Source organism: Kistimonas scapharcae (assembly GCF_039540975.1).
In the GTDB taxonomy this organism is placed as follows: Bacteria; Pseudomonadota; Gammaproteobacteria; order Pseudomonadales; family Endozoicomonadaceae; genus Kistimonas; species Kistimonas scapharcae.
Window position 1 is genome coordinate 1 of record NZ_BAABFL010000393.1, and the last position, 13,014, is coordinate 13,014.

Sequence of the window (13,014 nt, forward strand, 5' to 3'; positions counted from 1 at the left end):
CATGGCTAAAAAGAAAAAGTGTTGGTGGCGGTCAATTGCCCGCGAAGTCAATGATAGCAAGGCCTTTCATGATCTTTCCCTGCACCGTGCAGGAACTGCTTGGCCACGCCAATGTGAATACTACGATGATTTACACACATGTCCTTAACAAGGGAGGGCGGGGTGTCCATAGTCCCGTTGATGCACTTCAAACGTCAGGCACGCTACCGCCCGAAGGTTAACCCGGCGTGAATGCGCCGTGGGGGGAGCAGGGGCCTCAATAGCTCTTTGTTGTACTTATGTTCAGCTTTTGCGGCCTATCTAAGCATATTTAAAAATGTGGTTCTATGGTTCCGTTTAAATTAATGGTTATTTGTCGTGTATATGGGGCTTTTGCCGTTTTTTTAACTGTTTGAAGTGTCGAGACTCTGCCATTTAAGGACTTTCAGGTTAGCGTATGCTGTGCCACGGGTAAGATGATGCATGCCATTTCAGACATCCATCAAAAACAGTTTGAACGACAGGCAGCGGCTCAGGGGACGCTATCCGGAAAGACTGACCGCTGCCACATAGTGTGCGCTGAGAAATTGCAGGATAACGGGAATGGTGGTTTCAAAGCCGTCATAGGCGTGGCTACCGCCTTCATCGATCCGTGCCGGGCATTCGGCATAGCGGGCGACAGCCTGCTGGTAATCCAGTGTTTCGTCGCCGGTTTGTACCAGCAGCAGGATATTGTCGGGGCGGCTGAGGGTTTCGATCTCCAGGTGACGCAGTTGGTCCACATGCTCCTGGGTCAGTTCATATTCAACGTCGGAATAATAGTTTTTCTGCGGTCCCAGGTAATCTTCAAACAGGTCATAGGGGCGCACGGCCGGGTTGATCAACACCAGTTTCACCGGGCAATCGGGGCAATGGTCGAGGATGCTTTCCATCAGCCAGGTGCCGTAATAGCCCCCCAGGGAGCTGCCGATGATATGCACCGGCCGGCAAATACCGGCTTCCAGCGCCCGTTGCAGCAGCATCCGCGCGGCTTCCCCCGGCCATACCGGCAGCTCCGGAATCCAGAGTTCACAGGGCAGGTCGTGAGCCTGAACATAGTTCTGGAAGGTCTGAGCCTTGTGCGATGCGGGGGAGCTGTTAAAACCGTGGATGTAGATGATCAGGGGCTTTGCGGGTGCCATGCCGTTCCTGCTGTGGTCAAAACCCTGAGGCTATGCGATACCGCCACCAATGACAACCCGGCCCGTCAAAACCCCGTTATGTCATCGGTCGTTGATATGTCAAATGGTTCAAAAAAGCCGACTTTGACGCAGCTAAACTTTTACTGTTGAAGCATGAGAAGTTGTCTTATTGAAGCCTCTCATACCCAAAATCGCTAAGCCGGGAGGCAGTTATGGCAAACAGTGTCATACACCGGCATGCGGTGATTTCAAGAATCTCCGATGCCAAGATTGTTGCAGAAATGGATATCGACTGCCGTGTCGTCAAGGGGGTAGGTGGCGACTATGTGTTTGTGGATGTCGAGGTGGATCATAAAAAAATCCACATGAACGGGGAAACCCATCACAAGCAGTTTTCGATGCGCAAGGATGTTTACTACAACCTCCCGAAGCATATCCATACCATCCTCAAGGAAGAGGATCTGGATGATCCGCAGTATTCCAGTCCCATTGAAAGTGGCGGCCATGCCTGCCCGATGGTGTTCGACATGCTGACCGCTATCCGTGATGCGCTGGGGGATAGTTCTACCCGGGTGGATCTTGATCGCTACCTGAGTGACTCTCAGTTCGTGACGAAATAGATCTTGTCATCGGCAGGTTTCTGGGCGTACAGCTCAAGCCTGTCGAGCAATGTTTCCGGCGTTTCCGCTACCTCTAATAGAGCCAGGTTCTGAGCTGCCAACAGCCCCTGTTGTTCTGCATGCCGCAAAAAGATAATCAGTTGGTCGTAGTAATGGTCTGTGTTTAATAAACCACAAGGTGCCTGGTAACGGCGAAGTTGCGCCAGTGTCAGTGCTTCAAACAGCTCGTCCAGCGTGCCGAAACCACCGGGCAGCGCCACCACTGCAGACGACAGCTCCAGCATTTTGGCTTTACGCTCATGCATGGTGTCGGCAACATGCAGGGTGGTCAGGCCGCTATGGGCGACTTCATGGCTCATCAGGTGTTGTGTTGTCACCCCAATGACGTCTCCGCCTTTGGTCATTACACGATCCGCCAGCTTGCCCATCAGGCCCACTTTGCTGCCACCGTAAACCAGGGTAATGCCCCGTTCGACCATGTGGTCTGCCAGCTCCAATGCCTGTTCAGAAAATAGTGGGTTGCGGCCTGGATTGGCGCCGCAATACACGCATAAGGTTTTTAGGGGAGACGGTGAGGTCATGGAAACAAACATACCTGTTCGATGAGATTTTGTGGCGATGGTATCAGAAGCGACTGATAGACTGCAGTGTTAAGGCAGAGGGAGCATGTGTGTTAAGGGTTAATCCTTTCCCATTCGGGCACCACAATGCGGGCAGTACGTGAGATCAAGGAGAATCCGCTGGTGATTCCCGCCCGTGGATTCCGTCGGCAAGTATCGGCAGGCCGGGCAGCGCGCCCATTGGTGATAGCCATACATCAGGCAGAAAACACCTACGAAGAGAATGAAAAAACCAACGGAGAAAAACGCAATTTTTGTGATGATAAAAGTCGCAAACAGCCCCCCGCCTACCAGAAAAACCAGGGCGCATACTTTGAAATGACGGCGTATCCGCACCATGTTCGCCTGATACGGGTCGCTGACGTCCTCGTCCCGATGGTGCAAGGGGTGATGCTCCTTGCCGGTCATGAATGTCAGCAGGGCATGGAGGAATAGGATTCCCCCAATGGCAAAGGGAATACCAATGAGGTAACCGGCCATATCAGGCCGGCTTTCATTCCACAGGAAGGTTTCCAGTAACAGTTGGACGGCGAAACCGGCAGCGATAATCAACCAGCCAATAAAAGCCTGTTGTTGTACTTTTTTCCTGTTGTAGGGTTTGCCCATATTCCCCCCCCGGTTACCGCTTGCTTCAACGCCTTATTGAGGCCGTATTGTTATCTATTGCACAGAGTCACAGCATTTAGCGTGTTTGACGAGGTGTTTCTTATGATTTGAAAGGCTGAAATAAAAACGACGGATAGTAGTTATTATCCGTCGTGAATCTTTTCAATGAGTACGCTTTCCTCAGGGGTGATGGGCTTGCGTTTGCTCTGCCGTATCGGCTGAAGCCTGTGCTGAAGGCGTGATCAGCGTGGCGTCACTTTGATCAGCTTTCAGTCGGCTGATATGCATGCCTTTCAGGATATTCAGCGCCTGGCTGAGCTGATAATCGCGCTCGTCCAGGGGTTTTTCTGATTTGGCGTCGTCTTTCTTGCCTTTGGCCGGCTTACCTTTCTTACCGTTGCCATTTTCCAGGTGGCCCTGGAGATCAGCTTCGCGGTAGCCGGTGTTCTCAGTACGATTGTGAGTCACCTGGGCCAGGTCAACCTGGATATCCGGCTTAATACCTTCTGCCTGGATGGAGCGGCCATTGGGCGTGTAATAGAGCGCCGTCGTCAGTTTCAGTCCGCGTTCCTCGTCCGTGCTCAGTGGCAGTACGGTTTGTACTGAACCCTTGCCGAAGGAACGGGTGCCGAGTAGCACCGCACGGTGATGATCCTGCAGGGCACCGGCCACGATCTCTGAGGCTGAGGCGGAACCACTGTTGATCAGGACTACCAGGGGGATGCCGTTGGAGGGATCGTCCGGGTTCGCGCTATAGCTCATGTCGGTATTGCCCATCCGGCCCTTGGTGTAGACGATCAGCCCGTCAGACAGGAACGCGTCAGCGACTTCCACGGCAGCCTGCAGCACACCGCCGGGGTTGTTACGGAGGTCAAGGACGAGGCCTTTCAAGGGCTGGTCGCCCTGCTCGTCTTTCAGCTTGTCGATGGCCTTGAGGACTTCCTTGCCGCTGTCCATCTGGAACTGGCTGAGGCGAATGTAGCCATAGCCGGGCTCCAGCACGCGCTGGCGGACACTGAGTACCTTGATGATGTCGCGTACCACGGTCAGTTCCAGTGGTTTGTTTCCGCCCTCCCGGATGATGGTCAGCTTGATCGCTTCACCGGGCTTGCCGCGCATCATGTCGATGGCGTCTTTCAGGGACATGCCCTTGACCGCCTTGTCATCCAGTTTGATGATCAGGTCGCCGGCTTCAACCCCCGCACGCTGGGCCGGGGTGTCATCAATCGGGGAGACGACCTTGATCAGGCCGTCTTCCAGGCTGACCTCAATCCCGAGGCCGCCAAACTCGCCGGAGGTGCTTTCTTCAAGATTCTTGAAATCACTGGGTTCCAGGTAGGTGGAGTGAGGGTCCAGGCCTTCCAGCATGCCCTTGATGGCGTGGTTCAGCAGGGTTTTGTCGTCAATGTCTTCCACATAAGCGGTTTTGATGCGGTGCATGACCTCGGTGAAGATGCGCAGCTCATCCAGCGGCAGCTTGCCTTGGACTGCCTGGGGCTGCTCCGCCTCGACCGTGGTAGGTACAGCATCCTGAGCGGGTTGTGCCGGTTCGTCAGCCAGAAGGTTGGCAGAGTGGGTGCTGACCATCAGGGCCAGCACAAGACTGCCTGTTCTCAGGGCGGGCATTAGGCGTCTGGCTGTCATCAAAAGCTCCTGCTTACTTTATTGTTACCCTGGAAACATGGTCGCCCGGGCTGGGTGGCATCTGTCTGGCCGATTTTATGGGGTGTAACAGCGGTTTTCTGTCGTTTTAACCGCTCTTTTCACGCTATGAGCCATCGGCAATAAAAAAAGTATAGCGTTATCAGTAAACGGGACTAGTCCATCGAAATAATCTGTCGTGTGGTTACCGGACAAGCCAGGAGGACGGATTAATGGGTTTGCCATTTTTACGCAGTTCAAAATACAGTCCCGTGTCATTATTACCACCGGTGGCGCCGGTTTCAGCGATGGCATCACCGGCAGATACCCAGTCGCCAACATTGCGCAGCAAAGCCTGGTTGTGAGCGTACAGTGTCATGTAATTGTTGCCGTGGTTCAGAATCACCAGCAAACCGAATCCTTTGAGCCAGTCGGCAAAGATGACCTGTCCGTGCCAGGGTGCTTTGACGGTAGTGCCCTGTGCGACTTCGATAAACAACCCGTTCCAGGGAATGGTGCTGTCCGCCCGGTTCTGGCCAAAGCGGTGTATGATGCGGCCTCTGACCGGCCAGGGCAGCTTTCCGCGGGCCTCGGTGAAGGGGCGGTCAAAGCTGGCTGAGGCCTCCATGTCGAGAATGGCCGCGATCAGCTGTTCCAGTTCTTTTTGCTGCTGTTCCAGTTTGTTCAGCCGCTGCCCTTTACTGGTCTCTTCCCGCTTGAGTTTGGCCAGTAACTGCTGGCGTTCCCGGTTGCTGGTGGTCAGGCGGTCACGGCGGTTGGCCAATTGATTGTGGTTGTCTTCCAGTTTCTGGTTGGTGGCTGACAACGAGGCTTCCGTGGTTGCCAGCCGGTCAATGGTGTTGTGCAGGTCATCAACCACCGCCTGCTGGGCGTCAGAAAAGTAGCGCTGGTAGGTCAGCAGTCGGGTAACGCCACTGGGGTCTTCCTGGTTGAGGAGCAGCTTGAGCGGTGAATCCTGTCCGGCCACATAGGCAGAACGCAGTGAGACGATCAGCGCCTGGAGTCCGGCATCCTTTTCCTGCGTTAAATCCTGGCGCTGGCTACTGAACTTTTTTAGTTCGGCGCGCCCCTCCCGGAGACGCTGCTCAAGGGTGCGGATCTCCCGGTGCAGGTCGCCAATGGCTTTTTCATTGGTCTGCAGGGAGCGCTCCAGCGACGAACGCTCCTTCCGGATACCCTTGAGGGTTTTTTCCAGTTTCTTGATATCGGCCTTGACCGCCTCCAGTTGCCGGGACTTGTCCTCGGCCGGTGCGTCTGCACGGGCTGGCAGGGTAATGGAGAGGCCGCATAGCGCCAGGGCCAGCATGACCGGGAGTGTCAGTGTTTTCATGGATTCAACAGCGGCTGTAACAGAGGTCAATTATGCCTGATCAATCGGTTGGCTCAAGGGAAGTGTTTGGCAAGTCTTCTAGAGGAAACCTGTGGGGGCGGCGTAGCGCCCCCGGGGCTGTCAGGTGAATCGGGCCAGGTTGTGGCCGGTCATTTCTTTGGGTTGTTCATCATCCATCAGGGCCAGCAGGGTGGGCGCCAGGTCGGACAGCACGCCGCCTTCGGTCAGGGTCAGGTTGCGGGGGCCGACATAGATCAGCGGCACCAACTCACAGGTATGGGCGGTATGGGCCTGGCCGGTGGAGGGATCGGCCATCTGCTCGGCATTGCCGTGGTCAGCGGTGATCAGGCACTGACCGCCACAATGCTCCAGGGCTTCGACAACGCGTCCGACGCAGCTGTCCACGCATTCCACCGCTTTGACAGCCGCCTCAAAGACACCGGTATGGCCGACCATGTCACCATTGGCGTAGTTGCAGATGATCAGGTCGTATTCACCGCTGCTGATCGCGTCGACCAGTTTGTCCGTGACTTCCGGTGCACTCATTTCCGGTTTCAGGTCATAAGTGGCGACGTTCGGTGACGGCACCAGTGTGCGGGTTTCCCCCTCGTAGGGCTCTTCCCGTCCGCCACTGAAGAAGAACGTCACATGAGCATACTTTTCAGTCTCGGCGATGCGTAGCTGGGTTTTGCCCAGGCTGGCCATGTACTCACCCAGGGTGTTTTTCAGGGTTTCCGGCGGGAAGGCGCAGGGCGTATTAATGGTGGCCGCGTACTGGGTCAGCATGACGAAGCCTGCCAGAGCCGGATGCTGTTCGCGGACAAAACCGTCAAACGGCTTATCCACAAAGGCGCGGGTGATTTCCCGGGCACGGTCGGCGCGGAAGTTCATGAACACGACGGCGTCACCATCCGAGATAACCGCAGGCTCTGCCCCTGCAGGTACAATGGCCGTCGCTTTGACGAATTCATCGTTCTCATCCCGCTCGTAGGCAGCCTCCAGGCCAGCGACCGCCGTGTCTGCCGTATGCACGGCTTTGCCGGCGGTCAGCAGGTCGTAGGCACAGAGTACGCGGTCCCAGCGGTTGTCCCGGTCCATGGCGTAGTAGCGGCCGATCAGGCTGGCGACACGGCCAACGCCAAGGCGCTTCAGTTGTTCGTCCGCTTTGGCCAGTGACGCTTCGGCGCTGCGGGGCGGTGTATCACGACCATCAAGGAACGCATGCAGGTAGACCGCTTTTGCTCCGCGCTTCGCTGCCATGTCGACCATGGCGAAGATCTGGTCTTCATGGGAGTGGACGCCGCCGGGCGACAGTAAGCCCATGATATGCACGGCCTTGTCATTGCAGATGGCGCGATCTATCACGTCAGCCAGTACCGGGTTCTGTTCGAACTCACCGTCTTTGATGGCTTTGTCGATGCGGGTCAGGTCCTGGTAGACGACGCGACCGGCGCCCAGGTTCATGTGACCGACCTCGCTGTTGCCCATCTGCCCGTCCGGCAGGCCGACATCGCCGCCGGAGCCGGACACCAGGGTGTGCGGGCAGGTCTGGCGCAGACGGTCCAGCACCGGGGTGTGGGCGGCCAGGATGGCGTTGGATTCGGTCTCTTCCCGATGGCCCCAGCCGTCGAGGATGATCAGGGCAGTGGTCTTGCGCTTGGCGGTCATGTCGATAGGTATCCGGTAGAGCAAAATTGCGGGGGATTTTACTGGGTTATCGCGCCTGTTGTCATGGTGTGGATGAGAAATGCATCTATGATCACTTTCAGTGAAGCACTGTGCAGGTGTAGTAAGCAATGACAGTATTAACACCCGTCATGACAAAGGCGTGCAATGAGGAAGAGAAACAGCTGCGCCAGAATCTGGCAGCCTGTTACCGCCTGATTGCCCTCTATGGCTGGGATGATCTGGTCTATACCCATATCTCCTGTCGCCTGCCCGGGATCAAGCGGCATTTTCTGATCAATCCTTACGGCATGATGTTTGATGAGATCACCGCCTCGAGCCTGGTAAAAATCGACAGCCAGTGTCAAAAGGTGGATGAGTCACCATGGCCGGTCAATCCGGCAGGGTTCGTGATCCATAACGCGATTCATCAGGCGCGGGAGGATGTTTGCTGTGTGCTGCACGCCCATTCGGTCGCAACAGTCGCGGTATCCGTCCTGGAGTGCGGTTTGTTGCCTTTGACACAGCACGCCATGTTTATTTATCACAGTCTCAGTTATCACGATTATGAAGGTCCTGCGGTGGATCCGGATGAGTGCCAGCGACTGCAACGCGATATGGGCAATAATAATGTGATGTTTTTACGGAACCATGGTGTGCTGGTGGCAGGGGAAACGGTGGCGGATGCTTTCCAGAACTTTTACTTCACGCAGCGAGCTTGTGAAATGCAGATTCAGGCTATGAGTTGTGGGGAATCGTTGGTCGCTATGGAGCATGAGGTTATTCAGGATGCCTATGCGAAGATTCAGACGGCAACCCTGCATCAGGGGGGGATGCTGACATGGCCAGGATTGCTGCGCAGGCTTGATCGCACTGACAGGTCATGGCGTGATTAACCCTGATATCCATTCATCCGACATAAGCGGGATTGTCTGGTGAAAAACTTTTGCCAGCCTGTATACTTGCGGCTTTCTTGATGAGTACGTGAATAAAAGTTTCCATGGAACAATTCATTGAATTTGCCGTTAACCACCCGGTGCTGGTAGGCCTGTTTGTCGTCCTGCTGGTGTTGCTGATGATCACCGAGATGCGCAAGGGCGGTCAGACCATCAGCACCCAGGAACTGACCCAGCTGATCAACCGGGACGATGCCCTGGTGCTGGATGTCCGTGAAAAGAAGGATTTCACCAAAGGGCATATCGTTGATGCCATCAATATTCCTGCCGCCAAGCTGAAAGAGCGCCTGTCTGAATTGGACAAGTACAAGGAGCGGCCGATCGTGGTTGTCGACACCATGGGGCAGCATGCCGGCGCCGCGGGCAAGCAGCTGATGGATGCAGGCTTCACCAATGTCAAACGTCTGAAGGGCGGCCTGGGTACCTGGCAGGGCGAAAACCTGCCGCTGGTCAAGGCCTGATAACACGTTGGTCATATAAGAAAACCATGCAAGACGTCATCATATACAGTTCTGATTACTGTCCATTCTGTCAGCGGGCGCTGGCGTTGCTGGACAGCAAAGGGGTGAGCTACCAGGCGATCAGCGTGGATGGTCAGCTGGCAATCAGGCAGGCCATGGCCGAACGGGCCGGGCGCACTTCGGTGCCGCAGATCTGGATCGGCGACACCCATGTCGGGGGGTGTGATGACCTGTATGCCCTCGAAGCCGCCGGCAAGCTGGATGCCCTGCTGGCCGCCTAGTTGCAACGAACGTAACGGGGGCCTGCCCGGACAGGCAAACCCACGTTTAAACAGAGAACCGGTTTTACAAGAAGGAAACCATCATGGCCGACAATCAGCGAAGCCAGGAACAGCAGCAAAGCCAGGAACAGCAGCCGCAATTTGCCCTGCAGCGCATTTACATCAAGGACCTTTCCTTTGAATCGCCCAAGTCACCGAAGATGTTCAAGTCTCAGTGGCAGCCGGAAGTGAAGCTGGATCTCAACACCACCAATACAGCGCTGGAAGAAGAAGGCCTGTATGAAGTGGTTCTGTCACTGACTGTGACTGTTACCAACGGTGAAGAGACTGCCTTTATGGTGGAAGTGGAACAGGCGGGTATCTTCCTGATTCGTAACCTGGATGCCGCGCAGCTGCATCACACCCTGGGTGCGTTCTGCCCGAACGTTCTGTTCCCTTATGCCCGTGAAACCGTGGACAACATGGTCAACCGTGGCAGCTTCCCGGCCCTGATGCTGGCGCCGGTCAACTTTGACGCGCTGTATGCCCAGGCCATGCAGCAGGCCCAGCAGGAAGCCGCGGCTGAGTCTGTTCAGTAATACCCTCAAACACAGGCGGTATGGATGCCGCCTGTGTTTTCCTGCCTATATTCTCCCAGTTATATCCCGCCTTTAAATCCCAGTTGACGCCAGGATTCGTACAGCACGACTGCAACGGTGTTGGACAGGTTCATGCTCCGGCTGTCGGCCTGCATGGGTAAACGCAGCACCTGGTCTTTGGGGAGTGATTCCCTGAGGTCAGCGGGTAATCCCCGGGTTTCCGGGCCAAACATCAGCGCGTCACCCGGTTGGAATTCCGGCGTTGTATAGCAGGTGGTGCCCTTGGTGCTGAGGGCGTAGACCTTTCCGGGCTTTACCGCTTCTAGAAAATCCTCATAACCGTCGTGCAGTTGCAGGGCGGCAAACTCATGGTAATCCAGTCCTGCGCGGCGCATACGTTTGTCATCCAGTGCGAATCCCAGGGGACGGATTAAGTGCAGGCTGAATCCGGTGTTGGCACATAGCCGGATGATGTTGCCAGTGTTGGGGGGGATTTCCGGCTGGTAGAGAACGACATGGAGCATGAAAAATATCATCAAAAAGGTAATGGTGCAGACCATTGTATGTTCGATAGCAGGACACCGAAAACAGTCTTTTTAATCGACAAGCCATGGTTGTTATGACGTCCCCTGTGGCTATCCATTGGCGGGCAATGTATTGCCCTGCTCTCAGGCCGTGGTTTCAGCATGCAGTGAAACGATGGCCTGTCTTGAACAAGCCTGGTGGTGACGTACAGGGTGCGATACAAACATCTCAGTGAAGGGGTAATGACGTCATGAGGGGCGGACGATCAGTGTGATGGTGTCATTGTAGACGCCGGGTGGAATGTTCGTGTCGGGTACACTGATACGTATTTGTGAGCGGAGTCCACTCAGGCAATCCGGATGTTTGTTGGCCGTCAGGACGCCGGTAGTGTTTTGACTATGGAGATCATGGGTTCCGTTCCAGACGGCGTTGTATTTGATACCGGGAATGCGGGTAGTTTGAACCAGTTCCCAGTTGTTACTGGATTGGGCTTCCAGCGTATACGAGCCAGTACTGCTGAAAACGCAGATATTGGTGTTCTCGTCAGACCATTCCCCGTTGTTGTTTGCCAGTAACAGGTCTTCCAGGCCGCTGATCTTAACCGAGTCGCCCACTTTGATGGTGATCGGGATCTCTTTGACCTTGTCAGGGCCGCCGGGCACGGCCTTGATGATACGCAAAACGCTGGCATAGTAGCCGGGTGGTGTTTTGGTTCGGTCGTTTAAATCCCTGAAGGTCAGCTCAACCGTTGCGTTTTGTTGGTTTGATTTGCATTTGGAAACAAAGGTGACGGATGCCGCCGTATTTTGTGTGAGGTTAATGTTTCCGTTTTTTTTGGTTTTCAGGGTTGCGGTATAAAGAGGGCCACCGGAAAGTGCACTGTACGGGGGAACCGAAAATGTGTCTGTCCCTGATATATCCCGGTCAGTAAAGCGCAGAGAGTAGATGGTCTGCTGGGTGTCGCTGCAAAAGGTTATGCCATCGACTATATGGGTGGCACCTACGCTGGGGGCGTCTGCGTCAATAACAACTTCTTCCACGCCATTGTAAACAAGATCTGCCTGGCCTTGTAAGGCATAAGCAAGCACCAAAGCGCCCATGTAAAGAAGCTTCATATAAAGGATGTCCTGCGCTAGGGGCTGTCACCTGGGTGATGAATGCGTCCGTTCGCCTGGCCTCTTAAGGATGGGGTTCTTGCAAGATACATATCAATCACAACCATGCGGATGATGGTGACTAATTTTGGCTTGTTCCGTCAATTAAAAACGGTGCTTTATGGGGGGCGTTTCTGTGATGTGCCGATTTCAAAAACCGGTTGCACAGGAAAAACTGTGAATCAGTTGACACTTTGCTGGCAAAAAACTGACACTTTAGGTCATGGCGGGAAGTGCTGTTTTGTGTATTGGCTGATGCGGTGTGAGGCTGGATGCACGAAAATAGCCGCTATTAGCCGATCTGGCAGCTGAATAAAAGGAGGTTTCTGATCAATCAACGACGATGGCTCGATATATGCTTGGTGATAGTCCGACAATAATAGAAAAACGTTCGTTCCCGCACTGTCACTACACGATGGTCAGTCACCTGATGGCAGGTAAACGTTGTCATGGGCATCTCTGGTTGATCGTTATGTCCGTGTGGCTTGTTCTGGCGTCAGGCTTTGCCAGTGCAGCCCTTGATTGTGACAGTATCAGCGGTGGTTACCGCTGCACTGATATTGTCGGCCTTGAAAATCAGGATATTGTGATTCAGGCCGAGGATATTGTCGGGACGGGAAGTGTCGTTTTTGGGGAGCAGGAATACTGTATTTTGTCCTACACCACGCCATCACTTAGTAGCAATTCCAATACATGGAACCGGCTGGTCTTCGATGTTCAGATGGGTGGCAATAACAGCAACGGTGAATTCGTTCTGCAAAATGGTGGCAGTACATTGCCTGTTAATTTCCAGTGGCGCGGTGGAGCCCCGGTCAGTGGTGGGTCTGTCTGGGAATCACCCGGGCCAAATAACCTGACCTCTGATCAACAGGGGGCGTTGTCCTGTAATGATGACCCTTATTCGCAGGCATGGTTGCGGTTCGAAGTGTCTTCGGATGATCTGCAAAGTGCGAATCCGGGGACGTATACCGGTTCATTCAATGTGGATATCGGGCAGGATTCCGCAGGCTATCACGGCGATGTGAATTTTACGGTGCGCTTGCCCCGCCTGATCAAAATCAGTGGCCTGGACGATATGGTGCTGACCGAGCGGAATGCCAGCAATAACCGTTACCGTCAGGAGGAGCCGTTCTGTGTCTTTGTGACAGGCGGGGGGGATTATCGCATTCGGGCCAGTGGCGGACCGGGGCAGAGCGATCCGTTTTTACTGACACAGGCCGGTGACGCCATTCAATACCGTGTTCGTTTATCCAGCAATGGAAACAATAACATTACCGTTAATCCAGGCGATTGGGTGAATGCGAATAATGGCAGTAGCGGTGTTTGTCAACATAGTTGTCGCCCCAACTCAAGCCGCTTTCTTAAGTTGATCAGCTGAAGATCTGTCGGGATTAAG

Annotated in this window: 14 protein-coding genes; 6 read left to right on the forward strand and 8 right to left on the reverse strand. The window is 54.6% G+C overall.

Annotated elements, in window-relative coordinates:
- Positions 1-521 precede the first annotated feature (521 nt).
- Positions 522-1,160, reverse strand: coding sequence for a YqiA/YcfP family alpha/beta fold hydrolase (locus ABD892_RS14555; protein ID WP_345196570.1), 639 nt, complete (start codon positions 1,158-1,160; stop codon positions 522-524).
- A gap of 212 nt (positions 1,161-1,372) precedes the next feature.
- On the opposite strand from ABD892_RS14555, the gene ABD892_RS14560 reads away from it, so the two are divergent.
- Positions 1,373-1,780 (forward strand): hypothetical protein, encoded by a 408-nt coding sequence (locus ABD892_RS14560; RefSeq protein ID WP_345196572.1) that lies wholly within the window; start codon positions 1,373-1,375, stop codon positions 1,778-1,780.
- On the opposite strand, the gene ABD892_RS14565 is transcribed toward ABD892_RS14560, so the two are convergent.
- From ABD892_RS14565 to gpmM, 5 genes are all read right to left on the reverse strand, one after another.
- On the reverse strand, positions 1,762-2,361 hold the full coding sequence (locus ABD892_RS14565; RefSeq protein WP_345196573.1) for an LOG family protein: 600 nt from the start codon (positions 2,359-2,361) through the stop codon (positions 1,762-1,764). The two genes, ABD892_RS14560 and ABD892_RS14565, sit on opposite strands and share 19 nt — an antisense overlap.
- A 99-nt stretch (positions 2,362-2,460) precedes the next feature.
- Positions 2,461-3,006 carry a hypothetical protein gene (locus tag ABD892_RS14570; RefSeq protein WP_345196574.1) on the reverse strand — a complete coding sequence of 182 codons (546 nt, stop codon included), beginning with the start codon at positions 3,004-3,006 and terminating at the stop codon, positions 2,461-2,463.
- Between the two features lie 180 nt (positions 3,007-3,186).
- Complete coding sequence (locus ABD892_RS14575; RefSeq protein WP_345196575.1) at positions 3,187-4,650, reverse strand: S41 family peptidase; 1,464 nt, start codon at positions 4,648-4,650, stop codon at positions 3,187-3,189.
- A 202-nt stretch (positions 4,651-4,852) separates the two neighbouring features.
- Positions 4,853-5,998 (reverse strand): murein hydrolase activator EnvC family protein, encoded by a 1,146-nt coding sequence (locus ABD892_RS14580; protein ID WP_345196577.1) that lies wholly within the window; start codon positions 5,996-5,998, stop codon positions 4,853-4,855.
- A gap of 120 nt (positions 5,999-6,118) precedes the next feature.
- Positions 6,119-7,666, reverse strand: coding sequence for a 2,3-bisphosphoglycerate-independent phosphoglycerate mutase (gpmM, locus tag ABD892_RS14585; protein WP_345196578.1), 1,548 nt, complete (start codon positions 7,664-7,666; stop codon positions 6,119-6,121).
- Positions 7,667-7,794: 128 nt separating this feature from the next.
- Between gpmM and ABD892_RS14590 the strand changes: the two genes are divergently transcribed.
- The 4 genes from ABD892_RS14590 to secB all read left to right on the forward strand — a co-directional run bounded on the left by ABD892_RS14590 (position 7,795) and on the right by secB (position 9,939).
- Positions 7,795-8,559: a class II aldolase/adducin family protein gene (locus tag ABD892_RS14590; protein WP_345196580.1), complete on the forward strand. Its 765-nt coding sequence runs from the start codon at positions 7,795-7,797 to the stop codon at positions 8,557-8,559.
- Between the two features lie 104 nt (positions 8,560-8,663).
- Entirely contained in the window at positions 8,664-9,080 is a 417-nt protein-coding gene (locus tag ABD892_RS14595) for a rhodanese-like domain-containing protein (RefSeq protein WP_345196582.1), read from the forward strand.
- A gap of 26 nt (positions 9,081-9,106) precedes the next feature.
- Entirely contained in the window at positions 9,107-9,361 is a 255-nt protein-coding gene (gene grxC, locus ABD892_RS14600) for a glutaredoxin 3 (protein ID WP_345196583.1), read from the forward strand.
- Positions 9,362-9,444: 83 nt separating this feature from the next.
- Positions 9,445-9,939: a protein-export chaperone SecB gene (gene secB / locus ABD892_RS14605; protein ID WP_211826126.1), complete on the forward strand. Its 495-nt coding sequence runs from the start codon at positions 9,445-9,447 to the stop codon at positions 9,937-9,939.
- A 59-nt stretch (positions 9,940-9,998) separates the two neighbouring features.
- Here the strand turns inward: secB and trmL are convergent, their stop codons facing one another.
- The gene (gene trmL / locus ABD892_RS14610; RefSeq protein WP_345196586.1) at positions 9,999-10,463 is read right to left on the reverse strand and encodes a tRNA (uridine(34)/cytosine(34)/5-carboxymethylaminomethyluridine(34)-2'-O)-methyltransferase TrmL; all 465 of its coding nucleotides are present in this window, start codon (positions 10,461-10,463) and stop codon (positions 9,999-10,001) included.
- A gap of 249 nt (positions 10,464-10,712) precedes the next feature.
- On the reverse strand, positions 10,713-11,579 hold the full coding sequence (locus tag ABD892_RS14615) for a hypothetical protein (protein WP_345196587.1): 867 nt from the start codon (positions 11,577-11,579) through the stop codon (positions 10,713-10,715).
- A gap of 511 nt (positions 11,580-12,090) precedes the next feature.
- On the opposite strand from ABD892_RS14615, the gene ABD892_RS14620 reads away from it, so the two are divergent.
- Entirely contained in the window at positions 12,091-12,996 is a 906-nt protein-coding gene (locus tag ABD892_RS14620) for a hypothetical protein (protein WP_345196588.1), read from the forward strand.
- The last annotated feature ends 18 nt before the right edge of the window (positions 12,997-13,014 follow it).

What these genes read in the sequence shown, in the direction of transcription:
- ABD892_RS14555 (WP_345196570.1), bottom strand. Translation starts at nt 1,160, where the DNA reads ATGGCACCCGCAAAGCCCCTGATCATCTACATCCACGGTTTTAACAGC.
- secB (WP_211826126.1), top strand. Translation starts at nt 9,445, where the DNA reads ATGGCCGACAATCAGCGAAGCCAGGAACAGCAGCAAAGCCAGGAACAG.
- ABD892_RS14565 (WP_345196573.1), bottom strand. Translation starts at nt 2,361, where the DNA reads ATGACCTCACCGTCTCCCCTAAAAACCTTATGCGTGTATTGCGGCGCC.
- ABD892_RS14575 (WP_345196575.1), bottom strand. Translation starts at nt 4,650, where the DNA reads ATGACAGCCAGACGCCTAATGCCCGCCCTGAGAACAGGCAGTCTTGTG.
- trmL (WP_345196586.1), bottom strand. Translation starts at nt 10,463, where the DNA reads ATGCTCCATGTCGTTCTCTACCAGCCGGAAATCCCCCCCAACACTGGC.
- grxC (WP_345196583.1), top strand. Translation starts at nt 9,107, where the DNA reads ATGCAAGACGTCATCATATACAGTTCTGATTACTGTCCATTCTGTCAG.
- gpmM (WP_345196578.1), bottom strand. Translation starts at nt 7,666, where the DNA reads ATGACCGCCAAGCGCAAGACCACTGCCCTGATCATCCTCGACGGCTGG.
- ABD892_RS14560 (WP_345196572.1), top strand. Translation starts at nt 1,373, where the DNA reads ATGGCAAACAGTGTCATACACCGGCATGCGGTGATTTCAAGAATCTCC.
- ABD892_RS14590 (WP_345196580.1), top strand. Translation starts at nt 7,795, where the DNA reads ATGACAGTATTAACACCCGTCATGACAAAGGCGTGCAATGAGGAAGAG.
- ABD892_RS14580 (WP_345196577.1), bottom strand. Translation starts at nt 5,998, where the DNA reads ATGAAAACACTGACACTCCCGGTCATGCTGGCCCTGGCGCTATGCGGC.
- ABD892_RS14570 (WP_345196574.1), bottom strand. Translation starts at nt 3,006, where the DNA reads ATGGGCAAACCCTACAACAGGAAAAAAGTACAACAACAGGCTTTTATT.
- ABD892_RS14615 (WP_345196587.1), bottom strand. Translation starts at nt 11,579, where the DNA reads ATGAAGCTTCTTTACATGGGCGCTTTGGTGCTTGCTTATGCCTTACAA.
- ABD892_RS14620 (WP_345196588.1), top strand. Translation starts at nt 12,091, where the DNA reads ATGTCCGTGTGGCTTGTTCTGGCGTCAGGCTTTGCCAGTGCAGCCCTT.
- ABD892_RS14595 (WP_345196582.1), top strand. Translation starts at nt 8,664, where the DNA reads ATGGAACAATTCATTGAATTTGCCGTTAACCACCCGGTGCTGGTAGGC.